The organism is uncultured Flavonifractor sp. (genome assembly GCF_944383115.1).
In the GTDB taxonomy this organism is placed as follows: domain Bacteria; phylum Bacillota; class Clostridia; order Oscillospirales; family Oscillospiraceae; genus Flavonifractor.
In genome coordinates this window covers 13,565-38,116 of sequence record NZ_CALWOJ010000001.1, presented here as the reverse complement: position 1 = coordinate 38,116, position 24,552 = coordinate 13,565, and the positions used below count along the sequence as shown (strand labels likewise).

At 62.1% G+C, this 24,552-nt stretch carries 24 protein-coding genes; 22 read left to right on the top strand and 2 right to left on the bottom strand.

Translation table 11 applies throughout. From position 1 onward, the window contains the following. Positions 1-16 precede the first annotated feature (16 nt). Complete coding sequence (locus Q0K43_RS00180; RefSeq protein WP_297288545.1) at positions 17-2,503, top strand: S-layer homology domain-containing protein; 2,487 nt, start codon at positions 17-19, stop codon at positions 2,501-2,503. 79 nt (positions 2,504-2,582) lie between these two features. Here the strand turns inward: Q0K43_RS00180 and Q0K43_RS00175 are convergent, their stop codons facing one another. Next, positions 2,583-4,517 carry an FUSC family protein gene (locus Q0K43_RS00175; protein ID WP_297288544.1) on the bottom strand — a complete coding sequence of 645 codons (1,935 nt, stop codon included), beginning with the start codon at positions 4,515-4,517 and terminating at the stop codon, positions 2,583-2,585. A gap of 165 nt (positions 4,518-4,682) precedes the next feature. Here Q0K43_RS00175 and mutY point away from each other — a divergent pair, with 165 nt between their 5' ends. Together mutY and Q0K43_RS00165 are read left to right on the top strand one after the other, a co-directional pair. Next, positions 4,683-5,753: an A/G-specific adenine glycosylase gene (gene mutY / locus Q0K43_RS00170; RefSeq protein ID WP_297288543.1), complete on the top strand. Its 1,071-nt coding sequence runs from the start codon at positions 4,683-4,685 to the stop codon at positions 5,751-5,753. Continuing rightward, positions 5,723-6,292 (top strand): thymidine kinase, encoded by a 570-nt coding sequence (locus Q0K43_RS00165; protein WP_297288542.1) that lies wholly within the window; start codon positions 5,723-5,725, stop codon positions 6,290-6,292. Before mutY ends, Q0K43_RS00165 begins: the two co-directional genes overlap by 31 nt. Here Q0K43_RS00165 and Q0K43_RS00160 read toward each other — a convergent pair. Continuing rightward, positions 6,278-6,460, bottom strand: coding sequence for a hypothetical protein (locus Q0K43_RS00160; protein WP_297288541.1), 183 nt, complete (start codon positions 6,458-6,460; stop codon positions 6,278-6,280). The genes Q0K43_RS00165 and Q0K43_RS00160 overlap by 15 nt on opposite strands. 74 nt (positions 6,461-6,534) lie before the next feature. Between Q0K43_RS00160 and Q0K43_RS00155 the strand changes: the two genes are divergently transcribed. The 19 genes from Q0K43_RS00155 (at position 6,535) to Q0K43_RS00065 (ending at position 24,548) form a co-directional block, all read left to right on the top strand. Beyond that, positions 6,535-6,753: a helix-turn-helix domain-containing protein gene (locus Q0K43_RS00155; protein WP_297288540.1), complete on the top strand. Its 219-nt coding sequence runs from the start codon at positions 6,535-6,537 to the stop codon at positions 6,751-6,753. Positions 6,754-6,817: 64 nt separating this feature from the next. Beyond that, on the top strand, positions 6,818-7,690 hold the full coding sequence (locus tag Q0K43_RS00150; RefSeq protein ID WP_297288539.1) for a 4Fe-4S cluster-binding domain-containing protein: 873 nt from the start codon (positions 6,818-6,820) through the stop codon (positions 7,688-7,690). 99 nt (positions 7,691-7,789) lie between these two features. After that, positions 7,790-8,071, top strand: a complete 282-nt coding sequence (locus Q0K43_RS00145; protein ID WP_297288538.1) for a YabP/YqfC family sporulation protein — start codon at positions 7,790-7,792, stop codon at positions 8,069-8,071. Positions 8,072-8,087: 16 nt separating this feature from the next. Then, positions 8,088-9,317, top strand: coding sequence for a sporulation protein YqfD (locus Q0K43_RS00140; RefSeq protein ID WP_297288537.1), 1,230 nt, complete (start codon positions 8,088-8,090; stop codon positions 9,315-9,317). Next, entirely contained in the window at positions 9,314-10,291 is a 978-nt protein-coding gene (locus Q0K43_RS00135) for a PhoH family protein (RefSeq protein WP_297288536.1), read from the top strand. Before Q0K43_RS00140 ends, Q0K43_RS00135 begins: the two co-directional genes overlap by 4 nt. Beyond that, positions 10,288-10,773: an rRNA maturation RNase YbeY gene (ybeY, locus tag Q0K43_RS00130; protein WP_297288535.1), complete on the top strand. Its 486-nt coding sequence runs from the start codon at positions 10,288-10,290 to the stop codon at positions 10,771-10,773. Before Q0K43_RS00135 ends, ybeY begins: the two co-directional genes overlap by 4 nt. A 34-nt stretch (positions 10,774-10,807) precedes the next feature. Then, positions 10,808-11,701 (top strand): GTPase Era, encoded by an 894-nt coding sequence (gene era, locus Q0K43_RS00125; protein ID WP_087334516.1) that lies wholly within the window; start codon positions 10,808-10,810, stop codon positions 11,699-11,701. A gap of 1 nt (position 11,702) precedes the next feature. After that, on the top strand, positions 11,703-12,458 hold the full coding sequence (gene recO / locus Q0K43_RS00120; protein ID WP_297288534.1) for a DNA repair protein RecO: 756 nt from the start codon (positions 11,703-11,705) through the stop codon (positions 12,456-12,458). Position 12,459: 1 nt separating this feature from the next. Then, the gene (locus Q0K43_RS00115) at positions 12,460-13,323 is read left to right on the top strand and encodes a PhzF family phenazine biosynthesis protein (RefSeq protein WP_297288533.1); all 864 of its coding nucleotides are present in this window, start codon (positions 12,460-12,462) and stop codon (positions 13,321-13,323) included. 67 nt (positions 13,324-13,390) lie between these two features. Continuing rightward, positions 13,391-15,763, top strand: coding sequence for an endonuclease MutS2 (locus Q0K43_RS00110; RefSeq protein WP_297288532.1), 2,373 nt, complete (start codon positions 13,391-13,393; stop codon positions 15,761-15,763). A 154-nt stretch (positions 15,764-15,917) separates the two neighbouring features. Next, entirely contained in the window at positions 15,918-16,181 is a 264-nt protein-coding gene (locus tag Q0K43_RS00105) for an HPr family phosphocarrier protein (RefSeq protein ID WP_007495691.1), read from the top strand. Between the two features lie 89 nt (positions 16,182-16,270). Beyond that, the gene (gene uvrC / locus Q0K43_RS00100) at positions 16,271-18,109 is read left to right on the top strand and encodes an excinuclease ABC subunit UvrC (protein WP_297288531.1); all 1,839 of its coding nucleotides are present in this window, start codon (positions 16,271-16,273) and stop codon (positions 18,107-18,109) included. Beyond that, entirely contained in the window at positions 18,106-18,663 is a 558-nt protein-coding gene (gene rsmD, locus Q0K43_RS00095; RefSeq protein ID WP_297288530.1) for a 16S rRNA (guanine(966)-N(2))-methyltransferase RsmD, read from the top strand. The genes uvrC and rsmD overlap by 4 nt, the downstream gene beginning before the upstream one ends. A gap of 8 nt (positions 18,664-18,671) precedes the next feature. After that, positions 18,672-19,169, top strand: coding sequence for a pantetheine-phosphate adenylyltransferase (coaD, locus tag Q0K43_RS00090; RefSeq protein ID WP_297288529.1), 498 nt, complete (start codon positions 18,672-18,674; stop codon positions 19,167-19,169). Continuing rightward, the gene (locus Q0K43_RS00085) at positions 19,169-19,675 is read left to right on the top strand and encodes a hypothetical protein (RefSeq protein ID WP_297288528.1); all 507 of its coding nucleotides are present in this window, start codon (positions 19,169-19,171) and stop codon (positions 19,673-19,675) included. Before coaD ends, Q0K43_RS00085 begins: the two co-directional genes overlap by 1 nt. A 328-nt stretch (positions 19,676-20,003) precedes the next feature. Next, the gene (mraZ, locus tag Q0K43_RS00080; protein WP_297288554.1) at positions 20,004-20,420 is read left to right on the top strand and encodes a division/cell wall cluster transcriptional repressor MraZ; all 417 of its coding nucleotides are present in this window, start codon (positions 20,004-20,006) and stop codon (positions 20,418-20,420) included. A 1-nt stretch (position 20,421) separates the two neighbouring features. Further along, the gene (gene rsmH / locus Q0K43_RS00075; protein WP_297288527.1) at positions 20,422-21,363 is read left to right on the top strand and encodes a 16S rRNA (cytosine(1402)-N(4))-methyltransferase RsmH; all 942 of its coding nucleotides are present in this window, start codon (positions 20,422-20,424) and stop codon (positions 21,361-21,363) included. A gap of 44 nt (positions 21,364-21,407) precedes the next feature. Further along, the gene (locus Q0K43_RS00070; RefSeq protein WP_297288526.1) at positions 21,408-21,959 is read left to right on the top strand and encodes a hypothetical protein; all 552 of its coding nucleotides are present in this window, start codon (positions 21,408-21,410) and stop codon (positions 21,957-21,959) included. Between the two features lie 183 nt (positions 21,960-22,142). Beyond that, the gene (locus Q0K43_RS00065; protein ID WP_297288525.1) at positions 22,143-24,548 is read left to right on the top strand and encodes a penicillin-binding transpeptidase domain-containing protein; all 2,406 of its coding nucleotides are present in this window, start codon (positions 22,143-22,145) and stop codon (positions 24,546-24,548) included. The last annotated feature ends 4 nt before the right edge of the window (positions 24,549-24,552 follow it).

The window sequence follows — 24,552 nt, the reverse complement described above, 5'->3', positions numbered from 1 at the left end:
AAGGAGGTTACGGATCATGAGAGGAATCAAAAAGATGGTTGCCCTGCTGCTGGCCCTGGTGCTGATGGTGGGCGCCCTGCCGGTCACCGCCGGAGCGGTGGACACCGGCTTTACCGATGTGCCGGACGACGCCTACTACGCCGATGCGGTAGTATGGGCGGTGGAAAAGGAGATCACCCAGGGTACCGGAGGCGGTGCCTTCTCCCCTGAGAAGACCGTTACCCGGGCGGAGATGGTGACCTTCCTGTGGCGTGCCGCCGGGTCTCCGGCTCCCACCGCCGCATCTTCCGGTTTCAGCGACGTCACCGACAAGAGCGCCTTCTACTACAAGGCCGTCCTCTGGGCGGTGGAGAAGGGGATCACCAATGGCGTAGGGGGCGGCCGGTTCAATCTCACCGGTACCCTGACCTATGACCAGATCTTTACCTTCCTGTGCCGCTTTGCCGGGGAGGAGGCTGAGGGGGAGAACTGGTCCTCCGCCGCCGTGGCCTGGGCCAGGAGCAGCGGACTTACCGCCGGACTTACCTTCACCGCCCAGTCCAACTGCCCCCGCTCGGATGTGGTCTATTGCCTGTGGAAGCAGCTGGGAGACGAGGAGACCCAGGAGCAGCCGGTGCTGAGCGACGAGGTGGGAGCCACCCTGGCCATTACTACCGGTTTTCTGGACCGGAAGTCCGCCATCGACATCAGCGAGTTCGGACTGGAGGCCTCCCAGGCGGAGCAGCTGGCCCTGAAGATCGCCGACATCGACGGAGCCAACCCCTACGGGGTGACCAGTCTCAACGCCTATGAGCAGGACGGGCAGATTGCCAAGACCCTGGCGGTGTACTATACCAACAGCACCATCTCCGTCGGTACGGTGGCCGACCATGACTGGCGCTACATCTCCGACGCGGCCCAGACGGAGGCCCAGCGGGTGGTGGACGAGCTGATCACCAGCAGCATGAGCGACTATGAGGTGGTCAAGACCCTCCACGACTACCTGGTCACCCACTGCGACTACGACTACCGGGTGGACATCGGAAATATGCCCTTCGTCTCCCATCAGGCCGAGGGAGCCCTTCTGAAGGGGACCGCCGTCTGCTCCGGTTATGCCAAGGCCTACGAGGCCATGCTGGATGCCGCCGGCATCCCCAATGAGACCATCACCGGCTACGCCGGCGGCTATCACGCATGGAACCTGGTGCAGGTGGACGGCCAGTGGTACCATGTGGATACCACCTGGGACGACCCCACCACCCAGGGTGGCGACTACATTCGCTACACCTATTTTCTGAAGAGCGACAAGGTGATGGTCAGCCGGAGCCACCGGGACTGGGAGGACGTCCACGCCTGCACCAGCACCAAGTACGATGAGGACCTGCTGGACTCCACGGACCAGGCGATGGCCGATGAGCGGCAGGAGCAGGTGGAGGCCATCCTGGCCGCCTGTGCCCCTGCTCTGAAAGATGTCCCCACCTGGACCCAGGCGGAGCTGCAGGCCCTCACCGACCAGCAGCTGCGCGATGCACTGTACTTCAACATTGACCTGTCCAACGCCGGCTTTGATTCCAATACCCTGTCCAAGTACAGCCGCGAGGTAACGCAGGCTATTATGGCCCAACACCCGGAGCTTGCCTACGGTTCCTTTGATTCACGGGAGATGTCGTTTAAGTTCCGCCGTGACGATATAGCGGCGGAGCAGCAGCGCCGTCAGGAGGCAGCCCAGGCGGAGAAGGAGGAGCAAGAGGCGCAGGACCAGACCGCCGCCCTGGAGATCGTGTCCATCCTGGAGCAGGCCATTGTTGAGATGAACTGCCACACCAAAACGGTGACCCTCACCGGCTACACCGATGAAGCCATCAAGATCGCCTGCAACACCATGAAGGTGGAGGGGTATAGCTTTGACGGCTACACCTATCACAGCAACTGGCAGACCAAAGACTACGACCTCAGCTCCAAGACCGGCGGGGTGGTGACCCTCACCAACAGCAAGTGGGACCGGGAGGAGCTGCAGAAGTATGTGGATCAGATCGAGGAGGCCATTGACAGCGGGGCCTTCCAGGTGGAGTTCCAGCCCGCGGACTACCCGGATCAGGACGGCGACTACTACGCCTCCAAAGCCTACCGCCTCATAAAGGCCGAGGGCTATGTCACCGCCAGCGGCAAGGTCTCCGGGAACGACTACCTGCTGTTCAGCGGCGGGACCAACAAGGACAGCGGGGTGTTCAAAGCCTCCCTCCAGTACCCTCTGCCTGAGATGACCGATGAGGAGGCTGTCGCCTACTACACCGGCATCCTGGAGCAGGCCGTCCGGGACGGTGAGACCGAGCTGACCATCCAGTATTCCTGGGATGGCCGCAGCTGCTGGGCCGGGCTGACCCAGGCCATCGACATCGTGGGCGGGAAAGGCTATTGCGTGGACGAGCTGGTTTGCGGAGAGGACTACACCCTGACACGGATGGGCAGCTCCGGCAGCTCCGGCACCGCCCAGGTGAAAATCAACTACCTGACCGAAAGCTGAGCCAGCCCCCCAATCATCCCATCCTTTATAAAAAAGAGCTAACTGACTGCAAGTCAGTTAGCTCTTTTTTCGTCGTCGGTTATGGACATAGGCTGGAAGGTTCGGAGGCTGCCAGCAGAGCGTGGGCGTTTTCCAGATAGCGATGGATCACATAATAAAGTTCCCCCCTGGGCAGCGTGTCCAGCGGCAGGCCGTTGAGATCGGCCAGCGGACAGATCCGACGTTCCAGCTCGGCCGCCAGCGTCTCCAGTACCTGACGCTCCTCCGGGGAGAGGCCGTCGGTCTGCACCAGCCCCTCGGTCTGTTCCAGCTCGGAGAACATGTTCCACAGGATCACCAGCCGTTGCCGGTGGAAAGAGGCCTCCTCCAGTGGCAGTTGGTCGGCAAACTGGGCGGCCTCATGGTACACCATGTGGAACTGGGAGAGCAGCTCGCTGAACAGGGCGGGATCCACCGGCTGACGCAGGCTGCGGCGGATCACCTGCCAGTAGTAGGCCTGGAGCCTGTAGAGTTCCTGGAAGTTGCGCCGGAACTGGGGCTCCCTCCGGTTGGGCAGCAGAAAGGTGTTGACCACCAGCACGAGAACCACCGCCATGCCCAGGTACATCAGCCGCAGGCCGATGGCCTCGGTCTCCTGCACGGTCAAAGTGGCCATTGTCAGGGCGAAGGAGGTGGAGAAAATGGGGTGGACCCAGGTGCCCGGGGTGCAGCAGTACATCAGGGAGATCATGATGAGGGAGAACACGAAGATCCCCGGCAGACCGGGCAGCCAGGGATAGACCAGATGGACCAGCAGACACCCGATGGCGGTACCCACGGGGCGGGTCACCATCCGGTGGGCGCTCTCCTCATAGCTGGGCTGGAGGAGCAGGAAGGCGTGGAGGGGGAACCAGTAGGTATGTTCAAACTCCCACAGGAAACTGACGGTTTCGCTGATGGTCATGACCACCGCCAGCCGCAGGGCAAAGCGGAACTCAAACCGGCCGGGGGAGAACCGTTGGCGCAGGCCGCTCCAGGCCGCCCGCCAGGGCACCTTGCGGAAGAGAGGGTCGCGCTGTGCGTGGAAGGACTCCCGGCACAGCAGCAGCAGGGTGTGCAGCACACTGCGGTAGAAGATCCGCAGCCGGCCCTGGGGCAGGTCGGTGTGATCCAGCAGAGCCTGGATACGGGCGGCCAGCCGCTGACGGGCGGCGGGTTCCCAGGCGCTTTGGAGCTGCCGCACCACCTCCGCCAGGGTGTGCATGGCGGAGGAAAAGCCGTCGGTTTGCTTGGAGTCCTGCCAGGAGGGGCCGTCGGTGACCAGGTAGGAGGCCCGCTGGAACAACAGGGCAAGCAGATGATAGCACCGTTTCTGCCGGTCGGGGAGCTGGAGCAGATGCCGCCGGTCGTAGCCCATCCGATGAAAGCTGCGCGCCAGGTCGTAAAGCTCCTTACCGGCGGCCTTGTCGTCCCCGCCCTCGGCCAGATCGTCCAGCAATCCGGCCAGGCGCAGCAGACTGGTGGAGATCTGGCCCGCCGGGTCACTGGTGATGTGGGCCACCCTGGCGTTAATGAGCAGGGCGATTACCAGCAGCAGACAGCAAAAAGCCACCGCCTCCAGCTGCCTGGGCAGCTGCTCCAGCGTAGGGGGCCTCAGCTCCAAAAAGACAAAGGTCATGGCGTAGCCCATGTGGCCCTTGGGGGTAAACTGGCTGCACTTCCAGAATACCAGGTAGAAAGGCACCGCAAAGTTAAGGACGGCGCACAGCCAAACGTTCAGACCTGCGGCAAAGGCCAGCAGGCAGAGCAGCAGGGAGACCAGGCACATGGACAGGTAGTCCTCCAGCCGGTTGGCCTCCTTCCGGCGCAGCTGGAACAGGGTGGTGGAGCAGGATACCACCATCGCGTAGGTGGTGCCGAAGATCCAGATCACCAACAGAAACTGGATAATGTAAAATAAAATGGTGGAAAAGGCGCCCTTCCACCGGCGCCAGAACAACGCCGGAAATCCTCTGATGCCTTTGCCTGCGGCCACGATAAAGCCCCCTTGCCGGAAATTGATTGCTTATCTAACATTATAGTGGTAACCTGCCGGTAAGCGCAAGGGGAGGGCAAAATTTTGTAGAACGGTGGGAATTGAAAAAGCGGGGCAGTCATTATATAATGAACGGGATAACAATCAGACTTTGGAGGGAACTATTTGGAACCGCTGGAATTGCTTCCCATCCCGCTGCTGCAATGGTATCGGGAAAACGCCCGGGTGCTGCCCTGGCGCAGCGAACCCACCCCCTACCATGTGTGGCTCAGCGAGATCATGCTCCAGCAGACCAGGGTGGCGGCGGTGCTGGACTACTACCGACGCTTTCTGGCGGAACTGCCCACTGTGGCTGATCTGGCGGCGGTGGAGGAGGACAGGCTGATGAAGCTGTGGCAGGGGCTGGGCTACTACAACCGGGCCCGCAACCTGCAAAAGGCGGCCTGCCGGATCATGGAGGAGTACGGCGGCGTGTTCCCCCATACCTATGAGGCCATCCGCGCCCTGCCCGGCATTGGGGACTATACCGCCGGGGCCATTTCCTCCATCGCTTTCGGCATCCCGGAACCGGCGGTGGACGGCAATGTGCTGCGGGTGGTGGCCCGTATCACCGGGGACGACGGGGACATCATGAGGCCGGACACCAAGACCCGGATGGGAGCGGCTCTGAAGCGGGTCATGCCGGTGGATGCCCCCGGGGACTTCAACCAGGCCCTGATGGAGCTGGGGGCCACCGTATGCCTGCCCAACGGCGCGCCCCTGTGCGAGCAGTGCCCCGCCAGAGACTTCTGCGTGGCCCGGCTGACGGAGCGCACCGGGGAGCTGCCGGTGAAGACGGCCAAAAAGGCCCGGCGGGTGGAGGAACGGACGGTGTTCCTCATCTTCCGGGATGGGGCGGTGGCCCTCCGGCGGCGGAAGAGCCGGGGCCTGCTGGCGGGTCTGTGGGAGTACCCCAACGAGCTGTCCCCCGCCCCCTGCCCGGTGGAGGCAAGTTCTCTGGAGCAGGGGCCTTCCGGCAAGCACATCTTTACCCATATCGAGTGGCACATGAAGGCCGTGCTGGTCCAGGCGGCCCGCCATACCCTGCCCCAGGGCTGGGTGTGGGCCACCCTGGAGGAACTGGACCGGGACTACGCCGTACCCAACGCCTTTCAGGCCTTCAAGCCTGCGGTGGAGGGGCGGCTCAAAGGAGAAGGAGAGGAACCATGGCAAAGCTGTATTTCCGGTATGGAGTGATGGGTTCCAGCAAGACCGCCAACGCCCTGATGGTGCGCTACAACTATGAGGAGCGGGGCCAGGACGCCCTGCTGGTGAAGCCCGCCATCGACCAGCGGGACGGGGCCCGGTTCGTGGCCTCCCGGGCGGGGCTGAGCCACGACTGCATCTATTTTTCCGACCTGATGGAGATGACCCCACGCCAGCTCAAGCCCTACGCCTGCATCATCGTGGATGAGGCCCAGTTTTTGAGCCGGGAGGAGGTGCGCTACCTCACCGACCTGGTGGACGACTGGAACATCCCGGTGATCTGCTACGGCCTGCGGGCCGACTTCAAGGGGGACTTGTTCCCCGGTTCGGCGGAGCTGCTGGCCACCGCCGATGTGATCGAGGAGGTCAAGACCATCTGCTGGTGCGGCAAGAAGGCCCTGTGCAACGCCCGGTTTGACGAGAACGGCCATGTCCTCAAGGAGGGGGAGCAGGTGGTGCTGGGGGCCAACGACCAGTACATCGGCCTGTGCCGCAAGCACTGGAAAGAGGGCAACTTAGGGCCGAAGTAATTCCGGGAAGAGGGCCTCTGCCGACAGGAGCAGCCCCAGCCGGAATCCCTGTTCAAAGGAGTACATCCCATGGCCGGCGGCAGGATTGTTTTTCAGTTCCTCCGGCCACTGATCGGGGTCCGGCGGCCCTACAAAGTAGTGGTAGAGCAGTTCCATCGTAATGGACATATGTAACACCTCTGATTGGACTTATTAGTCAATACGAGTATAATTGACTTATTAGTCAATGTCAAGGAGTTTTTATGGATTTTTGTCAAAAGCTGTTGCAGCTTCGCACCCAACGAGGCGTGACTCAGGGAGCGGTGGCCCAGGCATGTCAAATGACCTTGCGGCAGTACCACCGCTTTGAACGGGGAGAACAGAAACCGGGATTTGAAAACCTGCTCCGGCTGGCGGATTATTTTGACGTCTCGGTGGACTGGCTGATGGGCCGCACCGAGCGCAGGGAAGTGTGGAAATAGACGAGACGCAGGGGCGGCCTTTACGGCCGCCCGCCGCCAAGACCAAGGGAAAGGAACGACTGCCATGATCTGCAACCTCTGCCCCCGGCAGTGCGGGGCGGTGCGTACGGCTGACCGGGGAGAGGGTCGCTGCCGGATGCCAGAAGCCCCGGTGGTGGCCCGGGCGGCTCTCCACCTGTGGGAGGAACCCCCCATCTCCGGCACAAAGGGGTCGGGCACCGTATTTTTCTCCGGCTGCTCCCTGGGGTGTGTGTTCTGCCAGAACGAGCAGATCAGCCACCGGGATTTTGGAAAGCCGGTCACGGTGGATCGCCTGCGGGCCATCTTTTATGAGCTGATCCATCAGGGCGCCCACAACATCAATCTGGTGAACCCCACCCACTACGCCCATGTGGTGCGGGAGGCGCTGCAAGAGCCGCTGCCGGTGCCGGTGGTGTGGAATTCCGGCGGCTACGACTGGGTGGAGACTCTGCGGACCCTGGAGGGCAAGGTGGACGTCTACCTGCCCGACTACAAGTACCGCACGCCGGAGTATGCCGGGCGCTATTCCGACGCCCCCGACTACCCACAGGCGGCGGAGGCGGCCATCCTGGAGATGTTCCGCCAGACCGGCCCGTATTGTTATGAAGACGGGCTGTTAAAACGGGGCGTTATCATCCGCCACCTGCTGCTGCCCGGCAAACTGGCGGAGGCAAAGCGGGTGATGGACTGGGTGGCGGAACACTTCGCGCCGGGAGAGGTGCTGTTCTCCCTCATGAGCCAGTACCTTCCCTGGGGACGGGCGGCGGAGTTTCCGGAGCTGAACCGCCGGCTGCGCCCCTCGGAGGTCCGGGCGGCGGAGGGCTACATGGCGGATCTGGGGCTGGAGGGCTTTACCCAGGGGGCGGAGGCCGCCCGGGCGGAGTATATCCCCCCATTTGATTTGACTGGCATATAAGAACCATCTCCCATTCTGGGGCGGGCCGAAAGGCCCGCCCTTTTCCTGTCAAAAGGGACAACCTCCCCGCATAAGCATAGGTGGGAGGAGGTGGCGGCTATGGAAGGGAACCGGAAACGGCCCGGCCTGCTGGAAAAGACGGCCCAGGTGCTGGACCTGCCCGGCGACGTGGTGGCCGGCCTGCCCAGGCTGGAGATCACCGGCAGCCGGGAACTGCGGATGGAAAACCATAAAGGCATCCTGGCCTACGGCAGCGAGGAGATCCACATCTCCGGCGGCAAGCTGGTGGTCAAGGTGCGGGGCAGCAATCTGGAACTGAAGTCCATGAACGCCAGCCAGCTGCTCATTACCGGCGAGATCGACGGGGTGGATCTGACCTGAAAAAGGAGGCGGAGGAATGCTGCTGCGGCTGGTAAACGCCCTGCGGGGGAGCGTGCGTCTGGAGGTGGAGGGGGCCTTCCCCGAGCGCTTCCTCAATCTGTGCGCCCAGCGGGGCATTTTGTTTTGGAACGTGGAGTGGATGGAGCCCACCCGCCTGCGGCTTACCGTCACCCGCCGGGGCAGCCGGCAGGCCGCCGCCCTGGGGGAGCGGGTGCTGTGTACCGTCACGCCGGCGGCCCGGACGGGGATGCCCTACTTTCTGGCCCGGTTCAAAAAGCGGTACGCCTTCTGGGTGGGGTTGAGCTTGTCCATGATCGCGGTGTGCGTCCTCTCCGCCTTTGTCCTCACCATTGAGGTGAAGGGGAACACCAACGTGTCCACCGCCCAGATCCTTACCGAGCTGCGGCGGCAGGGGCTAAGCGTGGGTACCTTCGGCCCAGGCCTGGACGAGCGGACGGTGGGCAACAAGGTGCTGCTCCAGATCCCGGAGCTGTCCTGGCTGTCCATCAACCTGTACGGCACCCGGGCGGAGGTGCTGGTGCGGGAGGCAGTGGAGGCCCCGGAGCTGGTGGACGCCCAGGAGTACGGCGACGTGGTGGCCCGGGTTTCGGGTATCGTTACCAAGGTGGAACCCCTCACCGGCGAGGCGGTGGTAAAGGTGGGGGACACGGTGCTGGAGGGGGAGACCCTCATCTCTGGTACCGTCCATCTGAAAGGCCCGGCCTACAGCGAGAAGCCGGAGATCGGCCAGATGCAGGTGCGGGCCTCCGGCCGGGTGTACGCCCGCACCTGGCGCACCCTGGCGGCCCAGCTGCCCCTGGAGGCCCAGGTTAAGCGGTACACCGGCCAGGAGGCCGCCCTGTGGTCGTTTACCTTCCTGGGCCGGCGGGTGGATTTTTTCGGAAAGGGTGGAATTTCTTTTGACAGGTATGATAAAATAAGCCGTACCTGGACCCTGACCCTGCCCGGCGGCCGGGAGATGCCCCTGGCCGTGCAGCGGGAGACCTGCCGGGCCTATGAACTGGAGCAGCTGGCCGTGGAGCCGGACGCGGCTCAGGCCATGCTGGAAGAGCGCCTGATGGAGGCGCTGGAAGAGGCGGTGGGCGAGGGAGAGATCGTCAGCACCGAGTTTGCCGTGGAGACGGTGGACGGGATGCTGAAAGTCACCCTCCAGGCAGAGTGCCGGGAAGAGATCGGGACCTTTGTGCCTGATCCCATCACACAAGAAAACGAGGCCGATCCATGATAGAACAGACCATCAATATCGAGCGGATGGAAGATGTCGTAGACGTCTTTGGTTCCTTTGACGAGAATATCAAGCTGGTGGAGCATGAGCTGGGCGTGACGGTGGTGAGCCGGGACGACCAGCTGAAGATCTCCGGCGAGGCGGAGAACGTGATGTACGCCGTCAAGGCGGTGGAGGGCCTGCTGGGCCTGGCCGCCCGGAAGGAGACCATCAGCGAGCAGAACGTGCGCTACATCATCAATCTGGTGAAGGCGGGCAACGAGTCCCATATCAACGACATCGCCCGGGATGTGTTGTGCGTCACGGCCAAGGGCAAGCCAATCAAGGCCAAGACCCTGGGCCAGAAGCGGTATGTGGACGCCATCAAGAAAAATACCATCACATTGGGCATCGGCCCGGCGGGCACCGGCAAGACCTATCTGGCGGTGGCCGCCGCCGTGGCCGCTTTCCGGGACAAGCAGGTCAACCGCATCATCCTCACCCGGCCCGCCGTGGAGGCGGGGGAGCGGCTGGGCTTCCTGCCCGGCGATTTGCAGAGCAAGGTGGACCCCTACCTGCGCCCCCTGTACGACGCCCTCTTTGAGATGCTGGGCCCTGAGACCTACCAGAAGTACCTGGAGCGGGGCAACATCGAGGTGGCCCCCCTGGCCTATATGAGAGGCCGTACCCTGGACGACTCCTTCATCATCCTGGACGAGGCCCAGAACACCAGCCGGGAGCAGATGAAGATGTTTTTGACCCGCCTGGGGTTCGGTTCCAAGATCGTCATCACCGGCGATATCACCCAGATCGACCTGCCCCGTGACACCGTGTCCGGCCTGAAGGAGGCCATGCGGGTGCTGGACGGGGTGGAGGATATCGCCATCTGCCGCCTGAACGAGTCCGACGTGGTGCGCCACGTCATTGTCCAGCGGATCATCAAGGCCTACGAGGCCGACGAGAACCGCCGGGCCAAGAAGGAGAAAAAAGCATGAACCACGAGATCATCATTGAGACCGAGGTGGACGGGGCGGAGGAGTACGCCGACCTGCTGCGGCAGGTGATCCCCGCCGCCCTGGAGGCCGAGGGGGTGGATGTACCCTGCGAGGTGGACGTGCTGTTCACCGACGACGAGGGTATCCACCAGATCAATCTGGAGCAGCGAGGGGTGGACAGGCCCACCGACGTACTCTCCTTCCCCATGTTCGACCTCCAGCCCGGAGAACATCCCGCCGGGGAGGACGCCGATCCCGGCACCGGCCTGGTGCCTCTGGGGGATATGGTACTCTCCCTGGAACGGGCAAAGGCCCAGGGGGAGGAGTACGGTCACGGCGCCCGCCGGGAGGCGGCCTATCTGGCCGTCCACTCGGTACTCCACCTGCTGGGGTACGACCATATGGACGAGGGCCCGCAGAAGCGCCAGATGAGAGAACGTGAGGAAGCCATCCTGGGGAAACTGGGTATTGGCCGCAATTAAACAAGTAAAAGCTCAAGAAAGTTGAGGATCACCTATGGAAATCAAAAAATCCGGAATGATCAGCATTGTGGGCCGGCCCAACGTGGGCAAGTCCACCCTAACCAACGCCCTGGTGGGCGAAAAGATCGCCATCGTCTCCAACAAGCCCCAGACCACCCGCAACCGCATCAGCGCGGTGGTCAACCGGGGGGAATGTCAGTATGTGTTCCTGGACACCCCCGGCCTCCACAAGGCCCGCACCCGGCTGGGCGACTACATGGTGAAGGTGGTCAAGGAGAGCGTGGCCGACGTGGACGCCATCCTGCTGCTAGTGGAGCCCATTCCCCACATTGGCGGCCCTGAGGCCGAGCTGATCGCCCGCATCAAGCAGCTGGGCGTGCCCTCCATCCTGGTCATCAACAAGATGGACACGGTGGAGAAGGAGGCCCTGCTGGCGGTCATGCAGACCTACGGCCAGGCCCACGACTTCAACGCCATCCTGCCCATCTCCGCCAAGCAGAATGAGGGCGTGAACGAGCTGCTGGACCTGCTGGCGGAATTTCTGCCCGAAGGCCCCCAGCTCTTCCCCGACGACATGGTTACCGACCAGCCCGAGCGGCAGGTGTGCGCCGAGATCATCCGGGAGAAGCTGCTGCTCTGCCTGGACAAGGAGATCCCCCACGGCACCGCCGTGGAGATCACCCGCTTCTCCGAGCGGGACAACGAGATCATCGACCTGGACGCCACCATCTACTGCGAGAAGGCCAGCCACAAGGGCATCATTATCGGCAAGGGGGGCGCCATGCTCAAGAAGATCTCCACCCTGGCCCGCACCGACATTGAGGCCTTTATGGGCACCAAGGTGTTCCTCCAGACCTGGGTGAAGGTCAAGGAGGGCTGGCGGGACAACCTGAATCTCATCCACAACTTCGGCTACCGGGACGAGTAAGATGCACATCGCCACACAGGGCCTGGTGCTGCGGGAGGTCAACTACAAGGAGGCCGACAAGATCCTCACCGTCCTCACCGCCGAGGGGGGCAAGCGCACCGTGAAGGCCAGAGGCTGCCGGCGGAAAAGCAGTCCCCTTGCGGCGGTGGCTCAGCTGCTGGTCTATTCCGACATGACCCTTTTCGCCTATCAGGACCGCTATACCCTCAACGAGGGAGAGTCCATCCGACAGTTCTGGCACCTGAAATCCGACGTGGAGCTGCTGGCCCTGGGCTCCTACTTTGCCGAGGTGATGGAGGTAGTGTCGGTGGAGGGACGGCCCGATCCCGCCGCCATGTCCCTCATTCTCAACAGCCTCCACGCCCTGGACAAGCTGAACAAGCCCCAGGCTCTGGTGAAGGCGGCCTACGAGATGAAACTCATGTGCCTGGAGGGGTACGAGCCGTTGGCCGACGCCTGCGCGGTGTGCGGCAGGCCGGACCCGGAACAGCCTATGCTGCATCTGGCGGAGGGCGTCCTCCACTGCGCCGCCTGCAAGAGCGAGGTGGGGGAAGGCCCATCCCTGCCCCTGACGGAGGGGGCGCTGGCCGCCCTGCGGCACATTCTCTACGGCGATCCCAAGCGGCTGTTTTCCTTCCAACTGGATCAAGGAGGGCTGGACTGCCTGGCCAGGGTGTGCGAGGGCTTCCTCTGTACCCAGCTGGACCGGGGATTTGGCACGCTGGATTTTTACAAAACACTGAAAGCGGGGATGTAACATGGAACTTTATGTGGCAGACGCCTTTACCACCGTGCGTTTTTCCGGCAACCAAGCCGGCGTGGCCCTCCTGGGGGAGGGGGACTTCCCGGAGGAAGGGCTGATGCGCGCCCTGGCCGGGGAACTGAAGCACTCCGAGACCGCCTTCGTCCGCAGGACCGGGGACAAGGCCTTCCATATCCGCTACTTCACCCCCGCCGAGGAGGTGGACCTGTGCGGCCACGCCACCATTGCCGCCTTTACCGTCCTGCGGGATACCGGGGCCATTGTCCCCGGAGATTACGCCCTCCATACCCGCTCCGGAGACCTGGAGATCGGGGTGGGGGCGGACGCGGTGTGGATGGACATGGCGCCTCCCACCGATGGCCCCACCTTCCCGGAGGAGGAGCAGCAGGCGATCTACGCTGCCTATGGCCTGTCTCTGGCCGACCGGCCGGAGGGACTGGAGCCCCAGGCGGTGAGTACCGGCCTGATGGATATTTTGCTGCCGGTGCGCGACCTGGAAACTTTGGACAGGGCGGTGCAGAACGAGGGGGAGGTCACCCGCCTGTCGGAGCATTACCAGGTGGTGGGGGTGCATATGTTCTGCCCCCATACCCCGGACGCCGCCGCCCACTGCCGCAACTTCGCCCCCCTGTACGCCATCCCGGAGGAGGCGGCCACCGGCACCTCCAACGGGGCGCTGACCTACTACCTGTTCCGCCGGGGGCTCATCCAGGCCGGGGCGGACAACCGGTTTGTCCAGGGGGAGAAGATGGGCAAGCCCTCCGAGATCCTGAGCCGCATCACCGAGGACAACGGTGGTGTGAAGGTGCGGGTGGGAGGCCGGGCTCTCATCACCCTGAAATGTGAACTGATGGGATAAGGCCGGGCCCATGAGGGCATCGGCCCCTACATCCCGTTGATAGGAAACCGATAATTTGGAGAACCGTATGACCGATTTATTTGAAAAATCCATTCAGACTCTGGAGCTGCCCCGGGTGCTGGAGAAGCTGGCCGAGCAGGCGGTGACCGAGGAGGGCAAGGAGCGTTGCCTGGCCCTGCGGCCCCTGACCGATGCCGACGACGTGGGGCGGGCTCTGGACGAGACCACCGCCGCGGTGAATATGACCGCCCTGCGGGGATCCCCCTCCTTCTCCGGAGTACGGCCCGTTCGGGCCTCCCTCCAGCGGGCGGATATGGGAGGCGCCCTCAACACCCGGGAGCTGCTGGACATCGCCGCCGTACTGCGCTCCGCCCGCTCCGCCAGGGAGTACGGACAGGGGGAGGGGGATCAGAGCAAGACCTGCATCGACCACCTGTTCCGCTCCCTCACCTCCAACCGGTTCCTGGAGGAGCGTATCACCGGGGCCATCGTAGGGGAGGACGAGATCGCCGACGCCGCCAGCCCGGAGCTGGCCGCCATCCGGCGGCACATCCGGGCCACCGCCTCCAAGGTGCGGGACATCCTGAACAAGCTGATCTCCTCCAACCAGTCCAAGTACCTCCAGGAGTCCATCATCACCCAGCGCAATGACCGCTATGTGGTGCCGGTGAAGTCGGAACACAAAAACGACGTGCCCGGTCTGGTCCACGACGTGTCCTCCTCCGGCTCCACCTTCTTCATCGAGCCTATGGGGGTGGTGAAGGCCAACAACGAGCTGCGGGAATTGCAGGCCAAGGAGGAGAAGGAGATCGAGCGCATCCTGGCGGAGCTGTCCGCCCAGTGCGCCCAGTACAAGGAGGACATCAGCCAGGACTACGACCTGCTCATCCTGCTGGACGTGATCTTTGCCAAGGCCAGGCTGGCCTACCGGATGCGGGGAGCCGCCCCCCGGCTGTCGGAGGAGGGCCTCTACCTGCGGAAGGCCCGCCACCCCCTGCTGGACCCCAACAAGGCGGTGGCCAATGACCTGATGCTGGGGGAGAACTTCGACACCCTGGTGATCACCGGCCCCAACACCGGCGGCAAGACGGTCACCCTTAAGACCATCGGCCTCTTGACCCTGATGGCCCAGTGCGGCCTCCACATCCCCGTGGGGGACGGCAGCTGTGTCAAAGTCTTTGAGCGGGTGCTGTCCGACATTGGCGACGAGCAGTCCATTGCCCAGAACTTGTCCACATTTTCCTCCCACATGGTGAACATTGTGGGGATCTTAAAGGAGGCGGACCACCGCACCCTCATCCTTTTCGACGAGCTGGGTGCGGGTACCGACCCCATCGAGGGCGCGGCTCTGGCCGCCGCCATCATCGAGTCCGCCCGGGAGATGGGGGCCCTGGTGGCCGCCACCACCCACTACGCCGAGCTGAAGGTGTACGCCATGACTACCCCGGGGGTGGAGAACGCCTCCTGCGAGTTCGACGTGGACTCCCTGGCCCCTACCTATCGGCTGCTCATCGGTATCCCTGGCAAGTCCAACGCCTTCGCCATCTCCCAGCGGCTGGGTCTGCCCAAGGAGATCATCCAGAAGGCTGCCGAGCGCATTGACGCGGAGAACGTGCGCTTTGAGGATGTGCTGACCAAGCTGGACGAGCAGCGTCAGGAGATGGAGCGGGAGAAGCAGGCCGCCGCCCAACTCCGCCGGGAGATGGAGGAGACCGCCAAGGTCTCCCGGGAGTACAAGGCCCAGATGGAGGCCCAGCGCCGGAAGGCGGTGGAGAAGGCCCAGGCGGAGGCCCGGGCCATTCTGGACGAGGCCAGGGACACCGCCGACCAGGTGTTCAAGGAACTCAACGACATGCGCCGCCGCCAGCGGAAGGAAGAGGACTGGCAGACCATCAATGAGGAGCGGGCGGGCCTGCGCCACCGCCTCAACGAAGCCGAGGGCAAGCTGGGCCGGCGGCCGGAGGCTCCCGTGCCGCCGCCCACCCGTCCCGCCCAGAAGGGGGACACGGTGGAGCTGGTGAAGATGGGCACCCAGGCTACGGTGCTTGAGGTGAACAAGGACGGCTCCCTCCAGCTCCAGGCGGGGATTTTGAAGATCACCGCCAAGCAGGACGAGGTCCGGGTGGTGGAAGGTGAGAGCATCAAGGCCGCCAAAAAGGTGGTGGCCCGGGCCGAGCATAAGCTGCGCTCCCTGGGCGCCTCCCCCGAAGTGGATCTGCGGGGCATGATGACCGACGAGGCCATCGGCGCGCTGGACCTGTTTTTGGACAACGCGGTGCTGGGCAAGCTGAACGAGGTGCGTATCATCCACGGCAAGGGTACCGGCGCGGTGCGCAAGGCGGTGCGGGAGCATCTCAAGCGCAGCCGCTATGTGAAATCCTTCCGGCCCGGCCGCTACGGCGAAGGAGAAGACGGCGTGACCATTGCCGAGCTGCGGTGATGGAGCATATGTTCCGAATTGAAAAGAATACCGGGCGGTTCGTCATTCAAAACAGATTCTTGCACGGATTTTGTGCATTTTGTCATTGACGGTTTGGGATAAATTTGCTATCCTATTATACGAAGTATGCGAATGCATCTTGGGGGGAAACGCTATGTATATGAAAGAGGCAGTTGTGAACAACCAGGTCGGCCTGCATGCCAGACCGGCTACGTTCTTCATCCAGAAGGCCAATGAGTTCAAGAGTTCCATTTGGGTGGAGAAGGACGAGCGGAGAGTCAACGCCAAGAGCCTGCTGGGTGTGCTTTCTCTGGGGATCGTCAAGGGGACTTCCATCAACCTCATTGCAGACGGCCCCGACGAGAAGGAAGCGGTGGAGGCTCTCATCGAGCTGATCTCCTCCAATTTCTCCGAGTAAGCGACCAAAGCGAGAGAAAAAAGCGCCGCATTGCGGCGCTTTTTTTGACCCATGCGCATTTGGCGGAAGGGAGGGCGTGTTCCAATTCTATGACCTTCGACGAATTAAAAGAGAAAGCTCATGCCCTGCCGCTGAAGCCGGGCGTGTATATCATGCAGGACGCCAAAAATGTGGTCATTTATGTGGGCAAGGCCAAGGCCCTGAAAAACCGGGTGAGCCAATACTTTGCCAACCTGGCCTCCCACACCGAAAAGACCCGGGCCATGGTGAGCCAGATCGACCACTTTGACGTCATTGTGGCCGACTCGGAGTTTGAGGCCCTGGTGCTGGAGAACTCCCTCATCAAGCGCCACCAGCCCCGGTACAACATCCTGCTGAAAGACGACAAGGGCTACCCCTACATCCGCCTGACGGTGAAGGAGGAGTATCCCAAGTTCTCCCTGGCCAACAAGGCGGCGGAGGACGGGGCCCGGTACTTCGGTCCCTACGGCAGCCGGGGCAACACTCAGAACATCATCGACGCCCTGCGGGTGGCTCTGAAGCTGCCCTCCTGTAATAAAAAGTTCCCCCGGGACATCGGCAGGGAGCGGCCCTGCCTCAACTACCACATGGGCCAGTGCGACGGCTACTGCCGGAAGGACATGGACCAGAGCCGCTACCGGGAGGCCATCGACCAGGCTGTCCGCCTGCTGGAGGGCAAGTTCCAGGAGGTGGGGGATGAGCTGAAGGAAGAGATGGAGCTGGCCGCGGAGGAGCTGCGGTTTGAGAAGGCCGCCGAGCTGCGGGATCGCTACAAAGCCATTGAACTGCTGGGCAAGCGGCAGAAGGTGGTGGCCGGCTCTCTGGCCGACACCGATGTGGTGGGCTTCCACAAGGGGGAGACCACCAAGAGCTGCTTTGTGGTCCTCCACTTTGTGGAGGGCGAGCTGGCCGCCAAGGACTGGGATCTGATCGACACCCCCATGGAGGAGGAAATTGCGGACATTTTGTCCGCCCTGGTGCGGCAATACTATGGAGGCCGGGGGAACTTGCCCCGGCAGATCCTGCTGCCCTGTGAGCTAGAGGACGAGGTGCCGCTGATGCGGATGCTGTCCGAGGACGCGGGGCGGAAGGTGGAGCTGGTCACCCCTCAGCGGGGAGCCAAGATGGACCTGATCCGCCTGGCAAACAAGAACGCGGTGGAGGAAGTGGAGCGCTGGACCACCCGGGAGGAACGGCAGAGCAAGCTGATGGAGCTGTTGGGGAAGATGCTGGACCTGGAGGAGCCGCCCCGCCGCATCGAGTCCTACGACATCTCCAACCAGGGAGCCGACGACATCGTGGCCTCCATGGTGGTGTATGTAAACGCCCGGCCCTTAAAGCGGGATTACCGCCACTTCAAGCTGAAGGACATGGACGGCCCCGACGACTACGCCTCCATGGAACAGGTGCTGACACGGCGGTTCAAACGCTACCTGGAGGGGGACGAGAAATTCGCGGACAAGCCCGACCTGCTGCTCATTGACGGCGGCGTCAATCACGCCAATGTGGCGGTGAAGGTGCTGGAGGAGCTGGGGCTGTCCATCCCCGTTTTCGGCATGGTGAAGGATGACCGGCACCGCACCCGGGCTCTGGTGACGCCGGAGGGGAAGGAGATCGGCATCCAGGGCAACCAGGCTATCTTCTCCCTCATCGGCCAGATCCAGGAGGAGACCCACCGCTTTGCCATCGAGTTCCACCGCCAGCAGCAGAACCAGCGGGTACGGGCCTCGGTGCTGGACCAGATCCCCGGCGTGGGGGAGAAGCGGCGAAGCGACCTGCTCAAGCACTTTAAAAGCATCAAGAAGATCAAGGAAGCCACCCAGGCCCAGCTGGCAGAGGTGGTGCCTAAGAACGCCGCCCAGGCGGTATTTGACTATTTTCATCCGAAAGGGGAGGGAAGCACATGAGAGTGATCACCGGAATTGCCCGGGGCCGCAAGCTGAAGGAGCTGCCCGGCCTGGAGACCCGGCCCACCACCGACAAGGTGAAGGAATCGGTGTTCAATATCGTCCAGTTTGACATTGAGGGCCGGCAGGTGCTGGATCTGTTTGCCGGCACCGGCCAGATGGGCATCGAGGCCCTGTCCCGGGGGGCGGCCTTCTGCACCTTCGTGGATCTGCGGCGGGAGGCTGCCGCGGTGGTGCGGGAGAATCTGGCCCACACCAAACTGGCGGACAGCGCCAAAGTGATCCAGGGGGACTACCTGGCCTTTCTCACCGGCTGCCGGGAGAAATTCGACCTGGCGTTCCTGGATCCGCCCTACGGCACGGGAATGCTGGAGAAGGCCCTGGCGGCTATCGCCAAGATTGACATCATGACGGAAAATGGTATAATAGTCTGCGAAAGCGACGCCCAGGCGGTGCTGCCGGAGCTGGAGGGCCCCTACGAGAAGGGCCGGGAGTACCGCTACGGCAAGATCAAACTCACCCTCTATCACCGTACCGTCGGCAACAGGATGTGAAAGCCCTTATGAAGACAGCCATCTACCCCGGCAGCTTTGATCCCATCACGCTGGGGCACCTCAATATCATCAAGCGGGCGGCGGTGTGCTTTGACCGGCTTATCGTGTGTGTGCTGGTGAACTCGGAGAAGGTGAACCGGGGCCTCTTTACCCCGGAGGAGCGGGTGGAACTGATCCGCAAGGTGGTGGCCAAGCTGCCCAATGTGGAGGTGGACTGCTCTGCCACCCTGCTGGCGGAGTACGCCCGGCAGAAAAAGGCCTGTACCCTGGTGAAGGGCCTGCGGGCGGTGTCCGACTACGAGAACGAGCTGCAGATGGCCCTCATCAACCGAAAACTCAATCCCAGGCTGGAGACCATGTTTTTGCCATCCAGCGCCAAATATACCTATGTCAGTTCCAGTGTGGTCAAGGAGATGGCCCGCTACGGGGCGGATCTGTCGGACTTCGTTCCCCGTGAGATCATTGAGGACGTCCGGCGAAAAATTGAAAGCGGGAGGGACGCGTAATGGCTACCGGCGTGGAAGAATTACTGGACATGCTCTATGAAATGATCGAGGACGCCAAGAACATGCCCCTGAGCAGCGATAAGTGTATCCTGGAGCGGGACAAGGCTCTGGACCTGCTGGACGAGGTGCGGGGCCAGTTCCCTATGGAATTGAGCGAGGCAAAAAAGCTCATCGCCGCCCGGACGGACTATATCAACTCCGCCAAGCGGGAGGCTGAGCTGATCCGCAAGCAGGCCGAAGAGCAGGCCCGCCAGATGGTGTCGGAGAACGAACTGCTGGCCCAGACCAAGCAGAAAGCCAATGAGATCATGCGTACCGCTGAGGAGCGCAGCCGTGACCTGCGCAAGGCGGCCAACGATTACTGTGAGGACGCCCTCCGCCGCACCGAGGAGGCGGTGGCCGAGGCCTATGACGAGATCAAAAAGTCCCGGGCCCGGTTCCGGGCGGTGGCCGGCGGCGGTTCCCAGAACAGCCGCCAGCCCTACGACGCTGAAGCTGATGAATGATCTGTAAATGGCACCCTGCCCAACAGCGGCGGGGTGCCATTTTTTTCTGTTGCGTTATTTACATAACATAGAGAAATTGTGATTTTTTTTGCACCATACCACCAGGTATGGTGTTTTTTGCTGCCGATTGACAACGAAAATAAATCGAACATTTGTTTTTAATGCTAAAAAGGACGAGTTTCGTATAAAAAACAGGGAGTTTCGGGGTTAAAAAAGAGTAAAAAACTATTGCAATTCCGTTACAGAACATTTATACTGAAGGAGACGGTGGAGCAAAATGGGGGAAAACTCCGCTCAAATACATTAAAGTGGAGGGGAAGTGACAGGCGTGACCGGTACCTACGAGCATAGCATCGACGGCAAGGGCCGCCTGTTTATCCCCGCCAAACTCCGGGAAGAACTGGGCGTTACCTTCTATCTGGCCATGGGGGTGGACGCTTGCCTGGCCATCTATCCCCAGTCCACCTGGGATCGGTTTACAGAAAAGTTTTCTTCCCTTCCCATGAGCCAGTCCAAGGCCATGCGTCCTCTCTTTGCCAATGCCGCCAAATGTGAACTGGACAGCCAGGGGCGTATCGTGGTGCCGCAGAAGCTGCGGAAATACGCCGGACTGGACAAGGATGTGGTCATTATCGGCGTCAACGACCGGGCTGAGATCTGGAGTGCCGACGCCTGGCAGGCCCAGGAGGAGGAAGAGATGACGCCGGAGAAGATGTCCGCCTGTATGGAGATGCTGGGGTTCTGAGATGAGTGAAGCAGGATTTTCCCACAAGCCGGTGCTGCTGGCGGAATGTATCGAGGCGCTGAATATCCGCCCGGATGGCATCTATCTGGACGGCACCCTGGGCCGGGCGGGTCACAGCCGGGAAATTGTGAAGCGGCTGACCAGCGGCAGGCTGATCTGCGTGGATCGGGACCAGGCGGCCCTGGACGCGGCGGAGGAGCGGCTGGCCCAGTGGCGGGACAAGGTCACCCTGGTCCACAGCAACTTCTGTGAGCTGGACGCCATTCTGGATGGGCTGGGCCTGGACGGCGTGGACGGAATGCTCTTCGACCTGGGGGTGTCCTCCCCCCAGTTGGACGATGCCGCCAGAGGATTTTCCTATATGGCGGACGCGCCCCTGGATATGCGGATGGATCGGTCTGACGGCCTCACCGCCCGGACGGTGGTAAACGAATGGCCCCAGGAGGAGCTGCGGCGCATCCTGTGGCAGTATGGCGAGGAGCGATATGCCTCCGCCATCGCGGGGGCCATCGTGCGGGCCAGAGGGGACAAGCCGGTGGAGACCACCCTGGAGCTGGTGGACATCATCAAGGGGGCCATGCCGGCCTCCGCTCTGCGGGAGAAGCAGCACCCGGCAAAGCGGTCTTTTCAGGCCATCCGCATCGCGGTCAACGATGAGCTGGGCTCGGTGGACAAGATGGTGCGCGCGGCGGTACCCCGGCTCAACCCCGGCGGACGGTTGGCGGTGATCTCCTTCCACTCCCTGGAGGACCGGATCGTGAAGAACGGCCTGGCGGAGTATGCAAAAGGATGCACCTGTCCCCCCGATTTCCCGGTATGTGTGTGTGGGAAAAAGCCCCAGATCAAGCTGGTCACCCGGAAGCCCATCGTGTCCGGCCCGGCAGAACTGGAAGAGAATCCCCGGGCCCGCAGCGCCAAGCTGCGGGTGGCGGAGAAGCTGTAGAGAGATAACGGCAGATATACGAATGAGAATGGAGTGGAGCAGCCATGGCGACTGCCGTAAAACGCAAAAGATATTCCCAATATGACACCGTGCCCTTTGATATCTATGACGGCTCTGCGGCCCGACAGCTCCAGCAGGAAGAAGTACTCCAGCCCCGTCCGCTGGTTCGCCCCCGGGAACGGGCGGTGGTCCGGCCCAAAGTACGGGTGCGGGAAGCTGGCGCAGTGTCTCCCTTTGCCGTGGTAGGATTTATGGCGGTGGCGGTCTTTGCGGTGCTGCTGCTGTTCAGTTATGTGCAGCTGGCGGTGATCTCCGACCAGGTGGTGAGCCTGCGCTCCGACCTGACGGGTCTGAAGAGCGAGGAGGCCAAACTGCGGGCCCAGTATGAGCTGGCTTACGATCTGGAGAGCATTGAACAGACGCTCACCGCCAGCGGAGCCATGGTCAAGCCTCAGAACGGGCAGGTTATCTATGTGGATCTGTCCGAACCGGACTCCATTACCTATTATCAGCAGGAAGAGGGAGCCACTGGCCTCAAGGGCGCGGCGGAGAGTATGTACTCCATCTTTTCAGAGATCGTGGAATATTTCAGCTAATGAGCGCCATATACTGCAACGGCAGGCAATAGAGAGAAACGGGCCGCTCCCGGGGCAGTCCGAAGCAGAAGCGAGCAAGTAAGAGAGGGCGTAAGAAAAGAAATTTTCTTACGCCCTTCTGTGGTATTGTGCTACGCTGAGCGGCATACATGTAATTATGATCCCAAGCGAGGTGAGCCGGTTATGGCAGACAAGAGAAAAAGAGGCGATCGAATCATCCGGCAGAGGCCGGACCGGCGGGCCAACCGTATCATTCTGATGCGCAGTTTATTTTTAATGGCGCTGTTCGGCGTGGTCGTGTTTATCCCATTGTTTTTTAAACTCTGGCAGATCCAGATCAGCCAGCATGACTACTACCAGGAATTGGCGGTGCAGCAACAGACCAGAGACAGCACCGTCACCGCCAACCGGGGAACCATTTATGACAGCCAGGGGGCTGTGCTGGCCATGAGCGCCACGGTGTACAACGTGCAGCTCTCCCCAAAAGACCTGATGGAGACCCAGGAGACCTATCGGGAGAAGGTGGAGGACGCCCAGGAAAACGGCGGCGAGCTGCCCGATTACCCGGAGCCCACCGACCAGTTCGTAGCGGAAAATCTGGCTGCCATTCTGGATCTGGAAGTCGAGGATGTGATGAAGCATCTGGAGAACAAGAACTCCCAGTATGAGATCATCAAAAAACGGGTGGAACCCGAGGAGTCGGAGGCGGTCCAGGCCTTTATCACGGAGAATCATCTGTCCCACGGCATCTATCTGATGCCCACCAGCAAGCGATACTATCCCAAGGGCAGCCTGGCGGCCCATGTGATCGGCTGGGTCAACCCCAATCTGGGGGAGGCGGGGGAGGGCGCCTACGGTATCGAGGCCCAGTTTGAGGAGGAGTTGTCGGGTCAGACCGGCCGGGTAGTCACTGCCAAGGACGGCGTGGGCACCGAGCTGCTCTACCGTTTTGAGGACTACTACGACGCCACCGACGGCAACAATCTGACCCTCACCATTGACGCCACCATCCAGTCCTACTGCGAGAGCATTATCCAGGAGGGCGTGGAGCAGTTTGATGTACAGGACGGTGCCTTCTGCCTGGCAATGGACCCCAACACCGGAGCCATTTTGGGCTGGGCCAACTCTCCCGCCTACGATTTGAACGATCCATGGACTATCACGGATCCGGTGCTTTCCCAATACCTGGAGACGGTAAAAAACGATCCAACCGCCAGTGAGGAGGCCTATAGGACGGCGCTGGGCCAGGTCCAGAACCAGCAGTGGCGCAACAAGGCCATCAACGATACCTATGAGCCAGGTTCCACCTTCAAGTCCATTGTTCTGGCTGCTGCCCTGGAGGAGGGCGTGGTCAGCGAAAGCGACCACTTTTTCTGTACCGGTGTGGCCCAGGTGGAGGGGTGGACCGGCGACCCCATCCGCTGCTCCGACCGGGACGGCCACGGGGATCAGGACCTGGCCAAAGCGGTGGCCAACTCCTGCAACCCGGCTTTCATTGAGATCGGCAGACGGCTGGGCGCGGAGAAATTTTATAACTATCTGGAGGACTTCGGCTTCCTGGGGCCTACGGGCATCGATATGCAGGGTGAGAGCGCCATCAACCCGGTCAGCGCCGGCCTGATTTGGCCCCGGGACAGCTTCGGCACCGTGGACCTGGCGGTGGCCTCCTTCGGCCAGCGATTCCAGGTCACCCCGCTGCAGCTCATCACCGCCGCTTCCGCAGTGGTCAACGGCGGCCATCTGATGCAGCCCTATGTGGTGAGCCAGATTACCGATGCCGACGGCAACGTACTCCAGCATACCGAACCTACCGAAGTGCGCCAGGTCATCAGCGAGCAGACCAGTGAGCGGTGCCGGACCATTCTGGAGAAGGTGGTGGACGGCGGCACCGGCAAGAACGCCGCCGTAGAGGGCTACCGCATCGGCGGCAAGACCGGTTCCTCCCAGACCCTGAAGGGTCAGGACCATACTATCGTCTCCTTCCTGGGCTTCGCGCCGGCGGATGATCCCCAGGTAGTCATTCTGCTGGCCTACGACAGCCCCAAGCCCATGAGTCCCGGTTCCAACTATACCGAGGATCTGTGGTACATCAGCGGCGGCAACATGGCCGCCATCAAGGCCGGCGAGCTGCTGGAAAAGATCCTGGATTACATGGGAGTGGAAAAGACCTATTCCGCCAGCGCCGACGTGGTGGTTCCCAACCTGACCGGCCTGACCGAGGCCGACGCCACCACTTCCCTGAAGAAGAACAATCTGTCCATCCGGGTGGTGGGCGACGGCGACACCGTCACCGGCCAGATCCCCGCCAAGGGCGCCTCCATCCCCGGCGGCAGCGAGGTGGTGGTCTATATGGGAGCCGAGGTGCCCACCGATCAGGTCCAGGTACCCAATGTGATCGGCCTGAGCGTGGAACAGGCCAAGAAGAAGCTGGAGGCACAGGATCTCTACCTGAAAGCCAGCGGCGCCTCCGAATTCGGTTCCAGTGTGGTGGCCTACGACCAATCCGTGGAAGCGGGCACCAGCGTGGACCGGGGTACCGCCATTGAGGTGCGCTTTACCGATTCCACCGCCAGCGGCGACGGTTTGTAATCAC

Excerpts from the sequence above, each read along its gene's own strand:
- Q0K43_RS00180 (WP_297288545.1), top strand. The coding sequence starts at position 17 with ATGAGAGGAATCAAAAAGATGGTTGCCCTGCTGCTGGCCCTGGTGCTG.
- Q0K43_RS00165 (WP_297288542.1), top strand. The coding sequence starts at position 5,723 with ATGGCAAAGCTGTATTTCCGGTATGGAGTGATGGGTTCCAGCAAGACC.
- Q0K43_RS00160 (WP_297288541.1), bottom strand. The coding sequence starts at position 6,460 with ATGTCCATTACGATGGAACTGCTCTACCACTACTTTGTAGGGCCGCCG.
- Q0K43_RS00155 (WP_297288540.1), top strand. The coding sequence starts at position 6,535 with ATGGATTTTTGTCAAAAGCTGTTGCAGCTTCGCACCCAACGAGGCGTG.
- Q0K43_RS00150 (WP_297288539.1), top strand. The coding sequence starts at position 6,818 with ATGATCTGCAACCTCTGCCCCCGGCAGTGCGGGGCGGTGCGTACGGCT.
- Q0K43_RS00145 (WP_297288538.1), top strand. The coding sequence starts at position 7,790 with ATGGAAGGGAACCGGAAACGGCCCGGCCTGCTGGAAAAGACGGCCCAG.
- Q0K43_RS00140 (WP_297288537.1), top strand. The coding sequence starts at position 8,088 with ATGCTGCTGCGGCTGGTAAACGCCCTGCGGGGGAGCGTGCGTCTGGAG.
- Q0K43_RS00135 (WP_297288536.1), top strand. The coding sequence starts at position 9,314 with ATGATAGAACAGACCATCAATATCGAGCGGATGGAAGATGTCGTAGAC.
- ybeY (WP_297288535.1), top strand. The coding sequence starts at position 10,288 with ATGAACCACGAGATCATCATTGAGACCGAGGTGGACGGGGCGGAGGAG.
- era (WP_087334516.1), top strand. The coding sequence starts at position 10,808 with ATGGAAATCAAAAAATCCGGAATGATCAGCATTGTGGGCCGGCCCAAC.
- recO (WP_297288534.1), top strand. The coding sequence starts at position 11,703 with ATGCACATCGCCACACAGGGCCTGGTGCTGCGGGAGGTCAACTACAAG.
- Q0K43_RS00115 (WP_297288533.1), top strand. The coding sequence starts at position 12,460 with ATGGAACTTTATGTGGCAGACGCCTTTACCACCGTGCGTTTTTCCGGC.
- Q0K43_RS00110 (WP_297288532.1), top strand. The coding sequence starts at position 13,391 with ATGACCGATTTATTTGAAAAATCCATTCAGACTCTGGAGCTGCCCCGG.
- Q0K43_RS00105 (WP_007495691.1), top strand. The coding sequence starts at position 15,918 with ATGTATATGAAAGAGGCAGTTGTGAACAACCAGGTCGGCCTGCATGCC.
- uvrC (WP_297288531.1), top strand. The coding sequence starts at position 16,271 with ATGACCTTCGACGAATTAAAAGAGAAAGCTCATGCCCTGCCGCTGAAG.
- rsmD (WP_297288530.1), top strand. The coding sequence starts at position 18,106 with ATGAGAGTGATCACCGGAATTGCCCGGGGCCGCAAGCTGAAGGAGCTG.
- coaD (WP_297288529.1), top strand. The coding sequence starts at position 18,672 with ATGAAGACAGCCATCTACCCCGGCAGCTTTGATCCCATCACGCTGGGG.
- Q0K43_RS00085 (WP_297288528.1), top strand. The coding sequence starts at position 19,169 with ATGGCTACCGGCGTGGAAGAATTACTGGACATGCTCTATGAAATGATC.
- rsmH (WP_297288527.1), top strand. The coding sequence starts at position 20,422 with ATGAGTGAAGCAGGATTTTCCCACAAGCCGGTGCTGCTGGCGGAATGT.
- Q0K43_RS00070 (WP_297288526.1), top strand. The coding sequence starts at position 21,408 with ATGGCGACTGCCGTAAAACGCAAAAGATATTCCCAATATGACACCGTG.
- Q0K43_RS00065 (WP_297288525.1), top strand. The coding sequence starts at position 22,143 with ATGGCAGACAAGAGAAAAAGAGGCGATCGAATCATCCGGCAGAGGCCG.